A 20,571-nucleotide genomic window follows, 5' to 3' on the forward strand; every position below is an offset into this window, starting at 1 on the left:
GAACTTAAGTTATGATAGGAATATTTACTACATCATATTAAAATTTATATTAAAACGTAAGCCAGAAGAACTTAATGTGTAAAATATTTCTTTAACGTTCAAGTTGTAACCCCACTTTATAATTAATACAAAAGTGGGGTATTTTGCATCCGCTTTTCTTATACCCATTCAAAAATCTTTTTTGATACTTCTGGAGTAACTTCATGTACTCCTTTTCCCTGCTTAATCACCTACTTAAATTTTACACTATTAATTAAAATTAACGCTATATCATTAAAACCTATTTGTTTTGATATAATAGAATAAAAGGAGTATATCACATGGAGAACTTGAATATAAAAACTATAAAAAAGTTAATCTTGAAAGGCCAATGGTTTTTAAGTGAACATGGCTCTAGACAGATTAATTGAGAGAAACCTAAAAATATCTGATGTTTTAGTTTCAATTTTAAATGGTGAAATTATAGAAACATATCCAGAAGATCCACGTGGTGCTAGTTGTCTAATTTTAGGTAAAAAAGACAACATTCCTATTCACACAGTGTGTGGTTTAATGAATGATAATTTAGTAATTATAACAGTTTATCTTCCCGAACCGCCCAAATGGATAGACGAGAGAACGAGAGGAGGTAAGTAATTATGAATAAATGTTTTAAGTGTGGTTGTGAAGAACTAATGAAAACAAAAGTTACACTCGAAAAATGGATTAATGGAAAACTTATTGTTGTAGAAAATGTTCCAGCATGGGTGTGTAAAGAATGTGGAGAAAAATATTTTGATGCAGAAACTATGCTAAAGCTTGATGAATATTTTTATGAAGCAGTACCAGAAAAAATTATTGAAGTTCCTGTATTTGAATATAAGGAAGGATAAATATAAATGAGCACAACCCCCACTTTTTATATACAACAAAAAGTGGGGGTACTAGCAGTCTTAAAATTTTTAACTAAATTTAAATATGATTATATGATTAAACCATATTTCAGCATCTACTCCGTAGGTAAATATTTTTTCATCATAGAAGACATATCTTGAAAGCCATATCCACAAACACCATTGCGAGGAGAATTTGCAATCCCATTCGCAATTTTCTCTATCATTTCCTCATGATATAAATGTTCTTCTACGCAATTTTCACACAAAAATTCTCCACATTCATAGCAAAAATATTCAGCTTTTTCCTGACAATTATCACAATAGTAAATCGGAGCAAATGTCTCAACATTTAAGATCTTTCAAATTCCTTCTTACAAAAATAGCAAGTCCCTTTCATAACAATTCTTCCTCTCCAAAAAAATTATCTTTAAATATCTTTTTATACATAACATTGCTATTTCTTATCTTTTTAAATCCATGTTTATTAGCAAATTCTACTAATTTTTTAGTTTCTTTTTGATTCTCAAAATAATCATCTTTTCCTGCATTTGGTATTATAGTCAATGCTCCTATAGAGACATTTAAAGTATATTCCAAAATATAAGGCAAAAACTCAATTGCAAAGCTTCCTATCCCTTTTCTCCTATATTCGGGTTTTATATAAAATCTATCAATATAAAATAGTCCATCGTCAAAGTCGCATATACTATCTTTAATGCATCCATTTTTATCCACAATATTTTCAGCAACTTCTAAAAGATCACCAGAAATACAATCACATAACTCAATAAAAGAACATTCCTCCAAGTAAAGTTGAGGGACAAGATATGTCCCATAGATCTCCCCTATTTTAACGCCTTTTCCTTCATCTACTTCTTCATCTTTATAACCAATCAATTCAACTGTCACATGCATAGCATATTTTCGATCATACTCTAAACTTTTATACCACCCTTTAACATCTTCATCTGTGTAAACCCATATATTTTCCCTATCCGTCGATATCATAAATTGTATAGCTTTGAAAAAGTTTTCCCCATTTTCTTTCCCTTTATTAATTGAAACAATCTTTCTGCCACTCATCTTCTAAAATTTCCTCCCACAATATTTTTATTTAATTTTACCATAAAAAGTTTTTCATGATAAGCATTTTTGCACTTTTAAGAAGTAAAGTCTATATAAGATTGGTATAATCAATAAGTGTGTGTTTAATGTATCTTGAAACTAAAAGATACAAATAATAAATAAAAATAAAAAAATTTCACAAGCTTACTTACTAGAATTAAGAAACCCACCGCAAAGGGTGGGCTCTAATATCCTATTGATTTAGTTTTTATAGATATACTGTTTTCTCCCTCTACATAATGAGATTTAGCTTTTAAAATTATTTCTCCTGGCTTTCGTGTTGATTTCACATAAACTGCTCCTCTTCCTGCTTCTAATGTCAATGGATTTTCTCCAATCAGCTTTCCTTCACCTTCTATTTCAAATGATACTGGTATATTAGCATAAGGAAGAATAGATCCATTTTTATCTACAACACTTATAACAACCCTTGTACAATCGGAGCCATCTGCCATAATCTCATTATCATCACAAGAGAGAATTAATTTTTCGGGCTTCCCATATGTCCTTAATGTATGCCTTGCTACTTCTTTACCATTTATTAAACCTACTGCAGTAATAGAAACATCATTAGCTTTTATCGCCATATCCATATAGTTAACTCCCAGTTGATTTAATGAAAATTCGAATGGCGGATAGGGCAGACTTGGAAAGTCAACTCTATTAGGCATTTGCTTCATTACAAACTTATCGTTTATATAAAGTTCTACTTCTTCGCAATTGCTAAATACAAGCAATTTATCGCCGTTCTCTTCTTCAAATGATGGTATTAAGTACGAAGCTATAAACACATAGGGTCCATATAAGTGCGGGTCGGCTTGACTTCTGTAAAAATGAGCTGCAAACTTTGGAAGTCTAAATATATCACAGACTCCATGATAGCATATATTATCTCCTGAACCAAAAGCACTTGTGGTATTATAATCAAATGCACACCATCCTGACGCACCAGCCATGTTTGGTATCCCATATTGTTTGTCTTGGATAAGAGCATGCAATCTTGCATGAGTAATAAGACGATTGAGATTATCATATGATTTTGTTGGATACATATGGCCCATATATTCTGTTACCATATACTTTTTGTGGTTTGGAAGTTGTATCTTGCCTTCTAAATTGTATATAAAGTCGTTATATGTAAATACATCCTCAAGTTTTTCACTATCTCTTAAATATCTAACACCACCTGTTGGTCTACTCCTGTCTAATTTATGAGCTATTTCATTCATTTCTTTATAAAAATCGTGGTCATCTAAAGACTCATTTATTCGCACACCCCACATAAATATACAAGGATGATTTCTATCTCTTAAAATCATTTCTTTTAAATTCTCTTTTGCAATGTTCTTCCAATTTTCATCGCCTATATGCTGCCATCCAGGTATCTCTTCAAAAACTAGCAAGCCTATCTCATCACATCTATCCAAAAATGAAACAGCCTGTGGATAATGTGACGTTCTAACATAATTTAATCCCAATTCATACTTTAGTATATCTGCATCTTTTCTTTGTACCCTATCCGGCATAGCACCGCCAACATAAGGAAAAGTCTGATGCCTGTTTAACCCTCTTAATTTTAAAGGTTCACCATTAATATAAAATTTGCCATCATCTCCAAAATGCACAGTCCTTATTCCTGTTCTAAAAGTATAATTATCTAAAATTTCATTCTCTGCAATAAGTTTTACAGACACATTATATAAATACGGATGATCTGGATGCCAAGTTAATGGATTCTCCATCTTTATTTGCTGTACAATCTCCTTTTGCATGTCTTTAACATCTGTAACGGCTGATGCACATACAATTCCTTCTTTATCTATAATCTCTATTAACAGTTTCCCATTGTTTATTCCTTCACCTTCCAGGGTTGTAGTAATTGAAATTTCAGCAACAGAATCTTGCAATTTATCAACGACAAAATATACATCTTTTATATGGGTATCATTTAAAATTTTCAGCCATACATTTCTGTATATTCCACCAAACAACATGTAATCTACAAGAAACCCTTCTGGAGGAATATCTTTATGTTCTCTTGAATCCACTTGTACAGCAATCAAATTTTCAAAATCGCTATATTTGACATATTCTGTAATGTCAAATTCAAAAGGGGTATATCCTCCTTTATGTTCTCCTACGAATTCGCCATTTACATAAACCTTCGCAACAGTCATAATACCTTCAAAATGAATGTAAACCTTTTTCCCTTTGTATCTCTCATCTACTTTAAAATGTTTTCTGTACCATGAAACAAACCTATAGTCTTCCTCTTTAAAATAGTGGTGAGGAAATGTTTTGTTTGCATGAGGAAGACTAACAACTTCAAAATTGCTCTCATCAAAATCAAATTTATATGCATCATTTAAGTCTTCAGGAATATATAGCCAATCTACATTAAAATTCAATACCTCTCTACCCATTCTTAATACTCTCCTCCTTAAAATGCATCATAATGCTCTGAAAGTCCCCTTTAAGTTCTGGAATTACTATCCCTGCATACATAAGTTCATCACCACTATATGCACTACCATCATCTTCTAAAACATAATTAAAATCTGGATTTATTCCTTTTAGACGAAGTCTTTTAATAGGTTCATTTGCTCCTCCCAAAACTCTAAAATAATAGAGCAAAAATTCTCTTTTATCCTCAGAAACAATCAACCAAGCAGTTTCATTCCCTTCAAAGGGACTTAACAATCGATAAAAATCTCCAAATTGCACCAGTTTCCTAATCTCTTTATACTTTTCAACATATTTCTTTATTTCCTCTTTTTCTTCACTGCTCAATTTTGTCAAATCAAGTTCAAAGCCAAAATTAGCTGACATTGCTACATGTGCACGTATTTTTAACGGCGTAATTCTGTAAACTTGATGATTTGGTACAGCAGATATGTGGCTTCCCATTGAAATAAGAGGATAAACTATACTTGTACCATACTGTATTTTAAGTCTTTCAATTGCATCTGTATCATCACTGGTCCAAGTCTGTGGCATGTAATAAAGCATTCCAGGGTCGAAACGACCACCACCACCAGCACAACTTTCAAACAAAACATCAGGAAACCTTGTCGTTATTTCTTCTAATATTCTGTAAAGTCCAAGAATATATCTGTGAGCAGTCTCTCTTTGCCTCTCTGGCGGCAAAAGTGCAGATCCTATCTCTGTCATATTTCTGTTCATATCCCATTTTACATAACTTATATCGGCGCTTTCCAAAATATCTGACACTACTTTTATAATATAATCTTGTACATCTTTTCGCGACAAGTCTAACACAAGTTGATTTCTGCTTTCACTTCTCGGCCTATCAGGTACATGTATACACCAATCAGGATGCTTTCTATATAGGTCACTATCAGGAGAAACCATTTCTGGTTCCATCCATAATCCAAATTTTAAACCTAAAGAGTTTATGTCTTTTGCAAGACCATCCAAACCACTTGGAATCTTTTCTTTATTTAGAAACCAATCTCCCAGTGAAGAATTGTCAGAATTTCTCTTTCCAAACCATCCATCATCAAGAACAAAAAGTTCAATTCCCAATTCCTTTGCTTCTTTAGCAAGTTCTTTAAGTTTTTCTTCGGTAAAATCAAAATAAGTGGCTTCCCAGTTGTTTATAAGAATTGGTCTTTCTTTGTCCTTAAATTTACTTCTCATAAGTCTATTTCTGTACAGTTTGTGATAGGTATTTGACATTTTATTTAAGCCGCTATCCGAATAAACCATAACAACTTCTGGTGTTTGAAATGTTTCACCTGGCTTTAGAAGCCATGAAAAATCAAATGGATTGATTCCCACAGAAACTCTTGCCATATTATATTGATCTACTTCTACTTGTGCCAAGAAATTGCCACTGTAAACAAGGCTAAATCCATACACATCTCCATGCCATTCATCAGCATCTTTCCTTAAAAGGGCTATAAAAGGATTTTGCTGATGGCTGCTTGCACCTCTTCTACTTTCAATAGACTGGACTCCTGGTACAAGCGGTCTTCTTATAACATGTCTTTCTCTCGCCCAAGCTCCTGACAATTGAAGCATGTCAAAATTACTATCATTAAAATCAACATTCATAGACAAAGCTCTTAACAATTTTATGTCTTCTTTTCCCATGTTTTCAAATCTCACTGACCTTGTTATAACATCATAATCCCTAAATGCTGTATAAATTAAAGTTACCTTTAAATTAGCTACTTTATCATACAATTCTAACTCAAGAGTATCAGCTTCATCTTCATTTTCAACATAAGTAGCCGGAAGCCTTTCTAATTTAGGCTTACCTTTATAGATTTTGTGAGATAAGTACCTTAGATCAGAAACAGTAGAACCGTTTTCAAGCTGAATTTGATATGCAGGACTCCTAAAATCAGTATTACCATATGCAGGGTATTCTTGTGGCAAAAAATCTAGCATTAACTGATTCCCAAAGTTAATAATATCATTACCTATACTTATATGGGGTAATTTTAATAAATGGTATATATTAGGAGTCTTTATTATTTTGCCAAAATATGCATGTAAAACAGCGCCATTTTTTAAAACATAAATTACATAATTTGTATCTTTGGCAGTTAGGTAAAAAGTTTTTGTTTTATCATTAAAATAAATAGACATAGTAAGTCCTCCTATAATATTGCCTAAAAGTTTAACTCTATTATTTTTTATACATTACAAGTTAATGAAGAATACTTTAAATTTCATAATAAATTTACTGTTTAACAGCTCCAGTCATACCTTGTACAAAGTATTTTTGTAGTGCAAAAAACATAATGATTGTAGGTAAAGTAGCTATTACAATTGTTGTCATAATAACTCCATATTCAGGGAAATATGCAGATGCTAAATTCGAAATTAAAAGTGTAATTGTTTTTTGGTTATCGGTTTGCAATACAACAAGCGGCCACAAATACGAATTCCAACTTGTTGTGAAAGAGAAAATTGCTGCTGCTGCATATGTGGATTTCATCGATGGAACTACAATAGAGAAAAACGTCCTCAATTCTCCTGCTCCATCAACTCGTGCTGCTTCTATAATTTCTTTAGGAAAAGATTTAAAACTTTGTCTAAAGAAAAATATTATAAATATCGATGCAATACTTGGGAGAATTACTCCTGCATGAGTATTTAAAAGTTTGAGTTCTACAATTAATCTAAATAAAGGGATCATAAGCGCTGCAAAAGGCACCATCATTGATAAAAGTATCACACCATAAATTCTTTCACGAGTTTTTGATCTATACATCTCAAAGCCATATGCCGCCATAGACGCCACTATCAAAGTTCCCATTACTGTTAACATAGAAATTTTTATGGAATTAAATAGTATTCTACTTAAATTGTATGATGTGTTAAGAGTCATGAAATTATTAACTAATTGATTACCAAAAGTCATTTTCCCCTTTATCACATCTACTGCACTATTAGTCATCCCAACTATCATCCAATAAAAAGGAAAAACTGAAATAACAAATATAGCAATCAAAAAAGTATAAACTAAGACTCTGGACAAAATTTTCTTAAAATTCAATCTTTTTCACCTGCCACTCTAAATTGAATAATAGTTAATATTGCTGCAAAGAATACTATAACATAAGAGACTGCAGCAGCATATCCAAAATTAGGCATATATTTAAATGCCAGATTATAAATATACACAGATAACGTAAGTAAAGAATTTCCTGGCCCTATACTAGAAGCAGTTACACCACCACTTGAAAGATTCATAGGTTCATCAAACAATTGTAAAGTTCCTATTGTAGACATAATAGTTGTAAAAATGATAATGGGTTTAAGCATTGGAAGAGTTATATAAAAGAATTGTTGTATTTTATTTGCTCCATCTATTTCTGCCGATTCATATAAATCATATGGAATATTTTGCAATCCAGATAAATAAAATACCATATTATATCCAGTCCATCGCCAAGTCATTGCTATAATAAGTGTAACCTTTGCCCAAAAAGGATCTAATAACCATGGAATGGGTTTCTGTATTATATGAAAATTCATGAGAGTTGTATTTATAAATCCATCTAAGCTAAACATCATTTTAAATAAAACTGCATATGCCACAAGTGAAGTGACTGCTGGTAAAAATATACCTGTTCTAAAAATGCCTCGAAATTTAATACTCTTGTCATTAAGAATAGCCGCAAGCACTAATGCCAAAAAAAGCATTATTGGTACTTGTATTACTAAAAAGGTAAAAGTATTCTTTAAAGCTATCAAAAACATTTGGTCATTAAAAAGTCTTATATAATTATTTAATCCAACAAATTTTTGTACAATACCTTTAGAAGACATAGTTGAAAGATATAAAGAATAAATTATTGGATAAAATAGAAAAGTTATAAGCAATATTAATGCGAAAAATGTAAAGCCCCATCCATATCTGTTTAAAATTCTTTCATAACTAACATTTTTGCTTTTTAACGAAGTTTGTGCTTCATTTCCAACCATAAATTATTTCACCCCTTATTTAATCCGAGGAATAGCAATTAAAGCTAATTGCTATTCCTCATTCCATTTTTAAATCTAGGTAATTATTTATTGGTTAATCTGATTTTTCAATTGTTCTTCTGCCTTTTTCAAAGCATCATCCACAGATATTTTTCCTGAATATACATTCGGCATTATACCCATGATTGCTGAATCTGCTTCATATGTGTATACACCATAATTTACTGGAGGAATTTTTTTCATATATTCCGATAAATCTGAATATATTTTTTGATTACCGAAAAATGGATCAGGTGCAGAGTAAGCATTTCCTGTCTGAGCAGGCAAATAAGTAGCAAATGCTCCTCGTTCTACAAGTATTTTTTGGTAAAAATCGTTATTTCCTGCATATATTTCTTTAAGAAAATCTATTGCGACATCTTTATTTTTAGAACTATTAATCACATACCAGCTTGAACCTCCAAGATTTGAAGCATTAACTGAGCTACTAATGTTTAAACGTGGCACGGGAGCAAGTCCCCATTTTCCACTTTGGCTTGATTCCGCTTTAATTGAGCCAATAATCCAAACGCCCGTAACAACTGCAGCTGTATCTCCTTTGTTAAACGCAGCAACCCATTCATTCCATCCACTTACCTTTTTTACTATACCCGAATCTAGTAACTTTTTGTAGGTTATTACTGCTTCTTTTAATGCAGGATTATTTGTAAAATTAGGTTTCCCATCTTTGTCAAAATACCATTCTCCAGCAGACTGAAGCATTATTCTCATTAACCCACCATCGGCAGGATCAAAACCAAGCATATATTTTCCTGTTTTCTCTTTCACTTTTTTGCCTATTTCTATAAATTGATCCCATGTTATATTATTTAAATCTTGCGCCTTATATCCTGCTTGCTCTAATATATCTCTTCTGTAGAAAAATCCAGCTACTCCTGAATCAAATGGAACACCGTAAATTTTCCCATTAAGAGTCATGAGTTCAACTTTATATTTTGCAAATTTGCTATAATCAATTTTATCTGTTAAATCCGCAAATGCGCCTGGATATGCTTGCAGGTATTTCTGTGCATTATAATCTTCTATTAACACTATATCAGGCAAACCTTCTTTAACCCCTGAAGCAAGTACTGTATTTAATTTTTGTTCCAAATCGCCTTTTGCCATTTCTACAACATCAATTTGCACATCAGGATGTTCTTTAGTGTAAATTGCTTTTGCATCATTCATTATAGCAATATTAAAATTAGGATCCCAAGCCCATACTGTAATTTTTTTTGTGCCAGATGTTGACAAGGTATTTTGTTGTGGACTATTATTTGAGGAAGAAGAATTGCTAGTGTTTCCACATCCTGTTAGTAATAATGAAAGTACAAAAACGATTGAAATAATATAAGCAATCAATTTTCGCATAAATCAAATTTCCCCTTTCAATTAAATTTTTTAAAGTAAAATTTTTTGTTTAACAAGTTCCTTGGTAATATCACTCTCCTTTCTTTATAAAATATTTTGAGATTACCTAAAGTATAAATTCTTAAAGATATCTGTTAACGTTATCGAATTTTATAGAAAAGATATTTATTAAAAAATTTAATTAATAATATTTTAAGAAAATTTTATACTCTTTTCTGGTGTTTGTATTACTTAAAAACTTTATAAAATATTTTTCTTTAATATTCGGATTTGGTTTATTTCTAAATTTGTTAAAACGTTTATTTTAGTTTCAAAACACTTATTTTTTTACTAATTTAACTAATTTAGTAATTATAATCTCGTAACTTTATTTTTTATTTTAACTAACTCCTATATTATATATTCGACATGAATTCAAAAATTCCTTCTTCGAAAGCGTAATTTATTAAAAATTTTTATAAACTTTTTGCAACCAAAAATTTACTTCCTGCAATACTTTTCTACAACCTCATCAAATGCACCTTCATCTATATCTTTTACATTTACATTATTGTAAAGCTCCCATTCTTCAACATGCTCAACAGTTTCACCGGGTTGTAATTTTGTAAATGGACTTAATGTTTCTATTTCAAGCATCCAATCGTTTGTATATGTTTCAAAAGATACGCCAAAGTCAGGATATGTTGTGTCGTGCTGTGGATAATACCTTTTTACAAAAAGATGTCCTCCTCTTGCGTAAGCAGCCCAACCTTCTTGATTGTTAATTCCTAACTTAAAGGGAGCTTTGTTATTAGGATCTTGTTTCAGTGCAATATATTTTTCTCCCCAATACACCCTTTTATCATTCATTTTAGAATAAGGCCAGAGTACAATTTGCCTATTTGGAAGTAAATCTGTGTCTTTATTTGGTTGAGGAATTATTTCTATACCTTCTGTGTTTAATACTGTTATTGTCCATGCTGAAAGCTCAATAGGCCATGCTCCAAGATTAGTTATCCTGTGTACAAGCCTTACTCTACTCTCATCAGGATTTAATATTATATCGATTTGCTTTTGTGTGTTAACCCATTTTTCTGGCTTTTGAATAAGTCTCACACCGTTTTCTATTTCATGCCAATCAACTTCATCATTGTCTGGTATATATGTCCTCTTTCTGTCTTCAGGGCTATGCCACAGTCTATGGCCGCCATAATATCTGTATTCGTCACCTCCTTTTAAGCCAATAGTTTTAGGGTCCAAATTAAATTCGTTTACATCATTTTCAAATCCAAACCTTACAATTCTTGGGCCTATATCAGTTGTAGCCACAACATCAATAATGCCATTGGACAGTTTTATACTATTTTCCCACCCTAAAAAGTTTATTTTGTCAATTTTTATTGCCATACTATTCTCATTCCTTTCTGCATAATTTTTTATTTTTTTCATTACCTCAGTAGGTAAGATTCTTCGCTGCGCTCAGAATGACAGAGAGGGGTTACAATACTTCATCCATGACCATATTGGCAGCGCCGATGAGTGTAGCATCATCACCTAATTCAGCAAAAGCTATTCTGCAGGAAGAAAATGAATTCTCAAAAGTGCGCTTTTTAGCAGTTTCTATAATGATATCTTCAATAAGCTCACGTGCCTGCACAATCCCTCCCCCTATCAAAATGAGCTCTGGGTTAAATGTATTTATTGTATTGGCTATACCTATTCCTAAATATCTTCCTATAGTTTTTAAAGCATTGACTGCTAATTTATCGTTTAGTTTTGCTGCCTCGTATATCATCTCAGGAGTAACACTGTCTAACATCCCTTCTGCCATTTGATACACAATAGAATCCATACCCTCTTTAATAGATTTAACAACTAAATTCACTAAGGCTTTTTCTGAAGCCAACGCTTCAAAGCAACCGTAATTGCCGCAACTACATTGTGGCCCTGCTACATCAATAGTTGTATGCCCTATTTCACCCGCACCGTCACTGGCTCCAGTATATATCCTGCCATTTATAAGTATTGCTGAACCTATCCCATAGCCAACCTTTAAAAATATCATATTTTCAACATCTTTTGCTTTGCCCATATGAAATTCTCCTAAAGCCATAGCTCGCACGTCATTTATAACATAGGTAGGTACACCAAATTTTTCTTCTACAATTGATTTTAAAGGCACATTTCTCCACCCAATATTAGGTGCAAATACAGATATACCTTCTTTCATTTTTACAGGTCCTCTAACCACAATTCCTATCCCCGATACATTTTGTGGAGATTCTTTTATTGCTTTATTAAGAACAGATGTCAACAACTCTAAAACTTCTTCTTGCTTTAAACCTCTAATAGAATTCTTCTCTTTCTTTTTGTTTTAAGTTCTGCATCAAGAGTATATTGATGTAAGTTGTAGGTGCTTATATGAATGACAATAATACTCATAAAATCAGGATTTAATTTGATAAGTACAGGAGGCCTTCCACCATTTGATTCGCCAACTTTGTATTCCATTACAATATTTTCCGCAATGAGTTTATTTACAATATTAGTCACCGTCGGCGGCGTTAAATTTGTCTCTTTGGCAATATCCGCTCTTGAAATAGGTCCCATTTTTCTTATGATATTTAATATAACTGATTCGTTCATTCCTTTTAACAATTTGTAGCTGACTGGTATTAAGTTTTCCATTTATACCCCTTCCTTTACCCTCTCTTAAAGCCATTTGGATGATTTTTGTGCCACATCCAAGCACTTTCAATTATTTCTTTTAAAGATGAATGTTTTGGCACCCAACCTAACTCTTCTATTGCCTTTTTGGAAGATGCCACAAGTACTGCAGGGTCTCCCGGACGGCGCCCAGCAACTTCTGCTGGAATAGGATGCCCTGTCACTTTTCTTGCAACTTCTATCACTTCCTTTACACTAAAACCTTCTCCATTTCCCAGGTTATAAATTGCGCTATTATTGTCTTTTCTCAACTTATCCAACGCAAGTATATGTGCATCAGCTAAGTCCATCACGTGAATATAATCTCTTATACATGTCCCATCTTTAGTAGGATAATCATCACCATAAATCATTATCTTTTCTCTTTTGCCAAGTGCAACCTGAAGTATAATCGGTATAAGGTGCGTCTCAGGCGAATGGTCCTCTCCAATCTCGCCTGTTTCAATAGCCCCTGCAACGTTAAAATATCGCAAAGCGACGTATTTGATTCCATAAGCATTGTCTGCCCATTTTAACATCTTTTCAACGGCAAGCTTTGTCTCACCATAAGGGCTTGTGGGATTAGTTGTATCTTCCTCTTCTATTGGAATTCTCTCTGGTTCTCCATATGTTGCAGCTGTTGAAGAAAACACGATTTTGTTGACATTGTGTTTCTTCATCGCTTTTAAAAGGCTCAATGTCCCGCATACGTTGTTTTCATAATATTTAAATGGCTCCTCTACACTTTCTCCCACAAGTGAAAAAGCTGCAAAATCAATTACCGCTTCAATTTCATTTTCTATAAATACCTTGTCTAAAAAAGCTTCATCCCCTAAATCACCTATATACAGTTTTCCTCCCAAAACAGATTCCTTATGCCCTGTGATGAGGTTATCTACAACGACAACTTCTTCATTTCTCCTTAAAAGTGCTGCAACTGTGTGGCTTCCAATATAACCTGCACCACCGCATACTAAAACCGCCATATTTTTACCTCCTTCAGTATTTAATTTCTCCTGCTCCTTCACCTATTCCCGTTATATAGACTGTTGGCCTGTAGCCTATTTTTTGAGTGTAATTGTGAGTAACCACTTCTATAAATTCCTCTACTACATCTTCTTTTACAATGCTTACAGTGCAGCCACCAAAGCCTGCTCCAGTCATACGGGAACCTATTACTCCCTTTAATTTTAACGCTTCTTCTACCAAAGTGTCCAGTTCTTTCCCTGTAACTTCGTAATCATCTCTCAAAGAATTGTGAGATTCAATCATTAATTCTCCAAATTTGATTAAGTCTTTATCATTAAGTGCTTTTACTGCATCTAAAACTCTTTTATTTTCTGTTATAACATGTCTTGCCCTTTTTACAAGCACTTCCTCCGGTATTAAATGTTTATATTCTTCAAACTGTTCAATTGAAACCTCCGAAAGATTGTGTATTGGTAAAGCCCTCTGAAGGTATGAAAGGGCTTTTTCACATTCACTTCTTCTTTCATTGTATTTTGAATCCAAGAGCCCTCTCCTTTTATTTGTATTTGTTATCAAAATTTTATAACCTTCTAACTTCAAAGGCACGTATGAATACTCTAATGTATCGCTTTTTAATAAAATTGCATGGTCTTTTTTACCCATTCCAACAGCAAATTGGTCCATTATGCCACAATTTACCCCAACAAAAGTATTTTCTGCTTTTTGACACAATTTCACCAATTTTATTCTGTCAATATTTAAATTGAAAACTTCATTCACTGCAACAGCAGTAACCAGCTCTATTGAAGCAGATGAGGAAAGTCCAGCACCATTTGGAATGTTGCCTTCAAACACAATTTCAAATCCAGAAAAGTCATACCCCTCATCCTGTAGCACTTTTAAAACCCCTTTCGGGTAGTTGGCCCAATCATGGCTTTTATCATAAATAAGTGCATCAAGGTCTACTTCCACCTTTAAATCGAAATTTAAAGAAGCCATGAAGACTTTTTTGTCATTTCTTTTTCTAATCGCAGCATATGTTCCAAAGTCAAGGGCACAAGGAAATACATAGCCTCCATTGTAATCTGTATGCTCTCCAATAAGATTCACTCGTCCCGGAGAATAGAAAAGCCTTATTTCAGCATCATTTTTACCGTAGAATTTTTCAAGTGCTTCAATTACAGCCGTTTTCATTTAAGGTCTCCTTTCATATCTATTTTTTCAAAGCCTACTGTTTTCATAAATCTTTCAAAGGCTTTTTTCCCTTTTTCATCTCTTTTAAAAACTCCTGCATCTAAAAGAACCTTCAAAAATTTATTTCCAACCTCCTGTTTTATATAGCTTTCGGCTTCTTCTCGAGTGCAGTTAGTACCATATTTTAAAACCAATTCTTCAATCCATTGAATATGTTTGTATAAAGGACTGCTTTCATCATACAAGTCTGGATTAAATTTTTCTTCCCCTATTAAAAACTTAATAATTTCCTCCAGCTCAAATTTAAGCCTTCCTGGCAAAACTGCTAATCCCATAACTTCTATAAGTCCAATGTTTTCTTTTTTATATGGTGAAGTTCCTCATGAGGATGGAAAATTCCATAGGGGTATTCATCTGTTGTCCTGTTATTCCGAAGGACAAGGTCAATTTCAAATTCCCCCTCTTTATTAATCCTCGCAATAGGTGTAATCGTATTGTGAGGGATAAGTTCCCCATTCTTTTTAGTATATGCCAATATGTCACATGATTCATCACTATAGTCCTTCCAGGTATTCAATATATGTGAAGAAAACTCTGTTAATTTATCCCTGTCTTTACTTGAAAGGCGAATTGCAGACATAGGCCATTTGACTATTCCTGCTTTAATGTTAGGATATTGAGGATGTATAAAGTATTCTTCTATAGAAGCCTCTTCCATTGGAAAAACGTGCCTTCCCCCTTGAAAATGTTCATGGGATAAAATTGAGCCTCCCACAATTGGCAAATCCGCATTGGAGCCCATAAAATAATGAGGAAATTGCTCAATAAAATCAAAAAGCCTCACAAAAGTTTTTTCTGATATTTTCATTGGAATATGGGATTCATGGAGCAAAATGCAGTGCTCATTGTAATATACATAAGGTGAATACTGGAAATACCATTGCTCTCCCGCAACTTTTACTGGGATTATTCTTAAGTTTTGCCTTGCTGGATGATTTAAATTTCCCGCAAAACCTACATTTTCAATGCATAAAAGGCACTTTGGATATCCTGACTGAGGAATTTTCTTTGCCGCCTCAATTTCTTTTGGATCTTTTTCTGGCTTAGAAAGATTTATAGTGATTTCTAAAGAACCGTATTCTGTGGGAGTACGCCAATATAAATTTTGCGAAGTTCTATCCATCCTGATGTAATTGGAGGCTTGAGATAATTTGTAAAAATACTCTGTGGCTTTTTCAATCCCCTTTTCAGAGGCAATGGTATTAAACTTTTTTACAACTTCTGATTCTCTTGGCATTAAAAGCCCCATAATTCTTGCATCCATTAAATCTCTATAGGTAACAGTATCCTCAATAAGGCCTATCTCCACCGCATAGTCCAATAATTTGTTTAAAATAGGAGAAGGGCTTTCTAATTCCTCCTCAGAAACCTCACCTTCATAAGGTTTTTCTATTTTAAATAAATCCATAAGTGCATTGCGGCTTGGAATCACATCTAATTCCTCTATCAAGCCTTTTTTAAGTGCAAACTTTATAAGCCGCTCGATGTGTAATGCTACCTCTCTGGAATCCATAATATATCCTCCAGTGACTTTATTATATTTTTTAATTAAGTCTGTAATAAAAAGAAATCCACAGTATACAATGGCTTTGTTAAAACAAGAGATTATTAAAACATGACATTCACATGCAATGAAAAACATTTAAAAGAGTTTGTTTATTATTTTAATTAACCTCTTTTTTATTTATATTCGACACATATTTAAAAATTCCTTCTAGTTTATAAAAAGTTTTTTAGATATTTTTATAAAGGTAATGAATAATTGTTAATATTGAAAAATGTGCTAAAATATATTTAGAACGTAGTAAATGGGGATGATATAATGGAAAATATAATACCTAAAAACAAAAAATTACTTATGAAGAATTCGAAGAAATAGACTCTAAAACTGATGAAATGCTCGAATTCATAAACGGCGAAATATATTTGTTATCCGCCCCTTCAGTGGCACACCAAAGAATTTTAACGAACTTATCGACAGAATTTGGAATATATTTTATAGATAAAAAGTGCAAACATTTTGTTGCCCCTTTAGATGTTATACTACAAAATGACCAAGAAAAGCACAAAGTACAGCCAGATATAACTGTTATTTGTGATGAAAAAGGACTCACTGAAAATAACTATACTGGAGTACCTGAACTTGTGGTGGAGATACTATCTCCTTCCACAGCATCAAAAGATTATATCATAAAAATGGATTTATATATGAGGTTTGGAATAAAAGAATATTGGATAGTATCACCAAAAAACCAAGAAATTCAGATATTCAGTTTGCAAGACGGCGTATACGGTGAACCAATTAATTTTTCAAAAGATGAGGTATTAAAATCGGTGATATTCGATGACTTAAAAATTGATTTGAAAAATATATTTTAAAAGTGCAGAGGAAATCTCTGCACTTTTAAACTCAATCATTTGTTAGTTGTTTTAAAAAAGACACTTGGGCCTTCTGTCATATTATTTTCTTCATTAACAGCATAAATAGTAAACTGATAGTCTTTATTAGGCAAAAGTCCAGTTATTGTATAAGAAATTGTATCAGCATTTAATATGGCAACTGTTTCATCTCCATTTTTTATAAGATACTTTGTAAAAGTTCTATCAACAGCTGGACTCCAGGTTATATTTACTTCTTTACGATTAATAATTGTGGCTACAACTTTGCTGTCCACTGGCCAATTTGGAGCAAGGAATGGATCTGGAGAAGTTGTAATACCTTTAAACATAAGTGAACTTGCATTTGTAGCAAACCAGGGATTTACTGGAACTTTTTTATTACCATCATAGTTAGGTGTAGAACCATAAAACACTACATTATTAAAAGTACAATTTTTCAAGTATGCCATCTTTGTTTGATAAGTGCCCGCTCCGAAATATATATTATCAAATGTAAGATTATAGTCATACCCATCAGGTGAACCTTGTATTAAAATTGCATATTTCTTAGTACCATTTACAGTACAATTCTTAATTAATATATCATGAAAAGTAGGTTCATCAGGCGCCCAATTGCTCAAGTCAGTGGGAGGAGCACTAGAATAAGCAACGGTAAGTAAGAATGGAGAACCATCATTGTCAGTTATATTAGCAAGCGCACTATCTCTAAATATTATATTTCTTGCGCCACCTCCATTTCCACTTTGTGATTTCCCTCTTAGCCCCACAGCATTTCCATTTATTACGTTATCTTCAGCTAAAATATTTTGTATCCAAGCAGCTGTATGGCTACCCATTGCGACTACACCATGTCCTCTTCCAAAATAGTTGTTAAATATCCATGCGTTTTCAGTAGGTGGATTTTTTTCACCGGCAAGCCCAACTCCAGCTTCAAAATTTACGCTATCATCGCCTGTGTTAAATACAGAATTCACAACAATAAGCCCTGTACCATTAAAATCTATGCCATCACCATTATTACAATCGTACGTCGATGCTATTAACTGATTCAAAATAACATTTTTACAATTACTACACGAAATAGTGTGATAAGAAGGATTTGTAACTGTCAGACCATCTCCTATATAAACGTTCGTTACATTTTTTAAATCTATTAAATTAGATCTTGTCGCATAAGCATTTTTTTCACCTTGTTCGATATATTTATTAAATTGATTTAAAGCTAGATGATTTTTAGCTGTTGTAAAAATGTTACTACTGTTTCCTTTTTGATATTGATCAAAGGTAGTACCAAGCGGAATAGATGTTTCCTTAACAGCAACCTTCGCCCAGCCATTCCCATTTATTACACCATGTCCAATAATTTTTATATTTTCGTATGTTCCTGTAGAAGGTGTAGAAATAAGTGGCATAGATTTTTCAGCTATTCGAGTTTTATCAGTATCAAAAGGATTTGGATACTGGTTTGCATCAACTGTTCCTAATAGAGTACCCTCTACAAGAAGTGTCATATTGCTATGCAAAGTAATTGGCCCTGTTAGATAAATTTTACCAGCAGGTACCAAAACAATACCACCTGGTGGACATGCATCAATTGCTCTTTGAATTGCTTCAGTATTTAACGTTCCTGAGGATGGGGTTCCATTTATATCATCTGCTAAAGTTCCATCCCCTATAGCTCCCATTGACTCTATATTAATAATATTAGAAGCAGGTATAGTAGGACGTGTTCTATAAGTTATAGTTACAGGAACTGATAGTTCTCCATTTTTGCCAACTGATTGAACTGAAAAAACATATTCTGTATTTGGTTTTAATCCTTTAACATAAAATGAATGCATTAAAATTTTATAAGCTTCTCTTATAACTTTTCCTTCATCATTTTTTAATTCTCCTATGTGTTGTTCATAAAAAAGTTTTATATAGTTTTGATTTGCAACAGTTGGATTGTCACTTGCAAAATATTCATGATAATACCCTGGCCCTCTTACCACTATTTTGAAGTCAGTTATATCTTGATAATTATCAGGCTTTTCCCATATCAAAGTTAGCTCATTGCTGGTAAGTGACCCATCTAAAACACGAAGTGCAACTGGAGGTGATGGTTTCTCATTCTTAGGTAAATTCCCAAAAGCTGTTGTAAATGGCAAAACGGTTGTGAGTAATAAAGCTAAGCCAGCCTTCAGCAGCAACTTTGGCCATTTTACAAACTTTCCCATGCTTTCTAACCTCCCTTAAAAGTGTTTAATCAATTTAAATTTAATTTGTAAGTTTTTTAGAAGACATCACCTCTTTTCTCTAAATTTCAAATTTTAGAAAAAATTTAATTACGACATTTATGAACTTCGTTACTTGAGTTTAAATTGTTTTTGTTAAATTTATTCATAAATTATATGACTTTTATCAAAACCATTAAAAATGGCATTATAATTACGCTAAAAATTGTCGTGTAAGTAATCATGCTCGTTGCAAATTCATAATCTGCTCCATAAACTCTTGCTATTATTGACGAGTTCACCATAACAGGCATTGCTGACATAATTATAAACACATTCCGCATTAGCTGTGGAACATGAATAAATAAATTCAATATCACTACTAACGCTGGCGTTACCAAAAACCTACCAGCAAAAACCAAAATAGCATCTTTATCAAGTTTAAATTTATCAAACCCCATTTCATATATGACAATTCCAACATAAAAAATCGAAAGTGGACTGGTTAAATTTCCAATCATTTTAAAACTTTCAAAAATAAATTTAGGAAGAGAAATATTAGTAAAAACGAAAATCACTCCTATGACAAACCCTAAAAGAGGTGGATTAAATATCCTTTTTAAAGTATCAAAAGTAAATACTTTTTCATCTTTACCATTTGTATCTCGCACAATACCATAAACCCCTAAAGTCCACCAAATTGTAGTATTAGCCATGTAATATAAAAGCGTATATGGTGTTGCGACTTCTCCAAAAAGTGCTTGAGACATAGGAAGCCCCACAAATATTGCATTTGAAAGCGAAAAAATTGCCATAAATACGCCTCTTCTGCCTTTTTTAATTTTAAAGAGTATAACAAGTACATATGCCATAAAGTAGGATAAAAGTATTGACAAAAAAGGTATTAATAGCCCTTTTCCTGAATGTATTAATTGTTCTTTCGAAAAAGTCGCTACTATTGTTACTATCATATTAAGAGGTAAAGAAATATTTACAACAAGTTTGGCAAACAAATCTGATGTTTTTTCATCAAACCATCCGATTTTTGACAAATAATATCCAAGAATTAAAATAAATACTATCGTCAATACTCCTTGAGCAGATGATAAGAAAGTTTGCAATTTATATGCCTCCTTAAGTGAGTGCGATTTGCATAAAATAATAAATATTCT

At 32.7% G+C, this 20,571-nt stretch carries 15 protein-coding genes and 2 pseudogenes; 3 read left to right on the forward strand and 14 right to left on the reverse strand.

Features of this window, described 5'->3' with window-relative positions:
* Positions 1 to 387: 387 nt before the first annotated feature.
* Positions 388 to 636, forward strand: a complete 249-nt coding sequence (locus THESIDRAFT1_RS02490) for a DUF4258 domain-containing protein (RefSeq protein ID WP_244262788.1) — start codon at positions 388 to 390, stop codon at positions 634 to 636.
* A gap of 2 nt (positions 637 to 638) precedes the next feature.
* Entirely contained in the window at positions 639 to 872 is a 234-nt protein-coding gene (locus THESIDRAFT1_RS02495) for a type II toxin-antitoxin system MqsA family antitoxin (RefSeq protein WP_006569436.1), read from the forward strand.
* A gap of 116 nt (positions 873 to 988) precedes the next feature.
* Here THESIDRAFT1_RS02495 and THESIDRAFT1_RS15065 read toward each other — a convergent pair whose 3' ends face one another.
* The 12 genes and pseudogenes from THESIDRAFT1_RS15065 to THESIDRAFT1_RS02550 all read right to left on the reverse strand — a co-directional run bounded on the left by THESIDRAFT1_RS15065 (position 989) and on the right by THESIDRAFT1_RS02550 (position 16,296).
* The gene (locus THESIDRAFT1_RS15065; protein ID WP_083837413.1) at positions 989 to 1,231 is read right to left on the reverse strand and encodes a B-box zinc finger protein; all 243 of its coding nucleotides are present in this window, start codon (positions 1,229 to 1,231) and stop codon (positions 989 to 991) included.
* A 37-nt stretch (positions 1,232 to 1,268) separates the two neighbouring features.
* The gene (locus THESIDRAFT1_RS02500) at positions 1,269 to 1,958 is read right to left on the reverse strand and encodes a GNAT family N-acetyltransferase (RefSeq protein ID WP_006569438.1); all 690 of its coding nucleotides are present in this window, start codon (positions 1,956 to 1,958) and stop codon (positions 1,269 to 1,271) included.
* A gap of 227 nt (positions 1,959 to 2,185) precedes the next feature.
* Entirely contained in the window at positions 2,186 to 4,423 is a 2,238-nt protein-coding gene (locus tag THESIDRAFT1_RS02505; protein ID WP_006569439.1) for a glycoside hydrolase family 2 TIM barrel-domain containing protein, read from the reverse strand.
* Entirely contained in the window at positions 4,416 to 6,617 is a 2,202-nt protein-coding gene (locus THESIDRAFT1_RS02510; RefSeq protein ID WP_006569440.1) for an alpha-galactosidase, read from the reverse strand. The genes THESIDRAFT1_RS02505 and THESIDRAFT1_RS02510 overlap by 8 nt, the downstream gene beginning before the upstream one ends.
* A gap of 94 nt (positions 6,618 to 6,711) precedes the next feature.
* Positions 6,712 to 7,530 (reverse strand): carbohydrate ABC transporter permease, encoded by an 819-nt coding sequence (locus THESIDRAFT1_RS02515; protein ID WP_006569441.1) that lies wholly within the window; start codon positions 7,528 to 7,530, stop codon positions 6,712 to 6,714.
* Entirely contained in the window at positions 7,527 to 8,462 is a 936-nt protein-coding gene (locus tag THESIDRAFT1_RS02520; protein ID WP_006569442.1) for a carbohydrate ABC transporter permease, read from the reverse strand. The genes THESIDRAFT1_RS02515 and THESIDRAFT1_RS02520 overlap by 4 nt, the downstream gene beginning before the upstream one ends.
* A gap of 87 nt (positions 8,463 to 8,549) precedes the next feature.
* Positions 8,550 to 9,875, reverse strand: coding sequence for an ABC transporter substrate-binding protein (locus THESIDRAFT1_RS02525; RefSeq protein ID WP_006569443.1), 1,326 nt, complete (start codon positions 9,873 to 9,875; stop codon positions 8,550 to 8,552).
* A 480-nt stretch (positions 9,876 to 10,355) separates the two neighbouring features.
* Positions 10,356 to 11,261 (reverse strand): TTE1925 family mutarotase, encoded by a 906-nt coding sequence (locus THESIDRAFT1_RS02530; RefSeq protein WP_006569444.1) that lies wholly within the window; start codon positions 11,259 to 11,261, stop codon positions 10,356 to 10,358.
* Positions 11,262 to 11,352: 91 nt separating this feature from the next.
* Positions 11,353 to 12,542 (reverse strand): annotated as a pseudogene (gene galR / locus THESIDRAFT1_RS02535) (transcriptional regulator GalR).
* A 14-nt stretch (positions 12,543 to 12,556) separates the two neighbouring features.
* The gene (galE, locus tag THESIDRAFT1_RS02540) at positions 12,557 to 13,546 is read right to left on the reverse strand and encodes a UDP-glucose 4-epimerase GalE (protein ID WP_006569446.1); all 990 of its coding nucleotides are present in this window, start codon (positions 13,544 to 13,546) and stop codon (positions 12,557 to 12,559) included.
* A gap of 13 nt (positions 13,547 to 13,559) precedes the next feature.
* A complete protein-coding gene (locus tag THESIDRAFT1_RS02545) occupies positions 13,560 to 14,723 on the reverse strand; it encodes a galactokinase (protein ID WP_006569447.1) in 1,164 nt (387 codons plus the stop codon).
* Positions 14,720 to 16,296 (reverse strand): annotated as a pseudogene (locus tag THESIDRAFT1_RS02550) (UDP-glucose--hexose-1-phosphate uridylyltransferase). The gene THESIDRAFT1_RS02545 and the pseudogene THESIDRAFT1_RS02550 overlap by 4 nt, the downstream one beginning before the upstream one ends.
* Before the next feature lie 383 nt (positions 16,297 to 16,679).
* Between THESIDRAFT1_RS02550 and THESIDRAFT1_RS02555 the strand changes: the two are divergent.
* Entirely contained in the window at positions 16,680 to 17,162 is a 483-nt protein-coding gene (locus THESIDRAFT1_RS02555) for a Uma2 family endonuclease (RefSeq protein WP_157632002.1), read from the forward strand.
* Positions 17,163 to 17,197: 35 nt separating this feature from the next.
* Here the strand turns inward: THESIDRAFT1_RS02555 and THESIDRAFT1_RS02560 are convergent, their stop codons facing one another.
* Entirely contained in the window at positions 17,198 to 19,402 is a 2,205-nt protein-coding gene (locus THESIDRAFT1_RS02560) for a fibronectin type III domain-containing protein (protein ID WP_006569450.1), read from the reverse strand.
* Positions 19,403 to 19,572: 170 nt separating this feature from the next.
* The gene (locus tag THESIDRAFT1_RS02565; protein ID WP_006569451.1) at positions 19,573 to 20,520 is read right to left on the reverse strand and encodes an AEC family transporter; all 948 of its coding nucleotides are present in this window, start codon (positions 20,518 to 20,520) and stop codon (positions 19,573 to 19,575) included.
* Positions 20,521 to 20,571: the final 51 nt, after the last annotated feature.

The organism is Thermoanaerobacter siderophilus SR4 (genome assembly GCF_000262445.1).
Classification (GTDB): Bacteria; Bacillota; Thermoanaerobacteria; order Thermoanaerobacterales; family Thermoanaerobacteraceae; genus Thermoanaerobacter; species Thermoanaerobacter ethanolicus.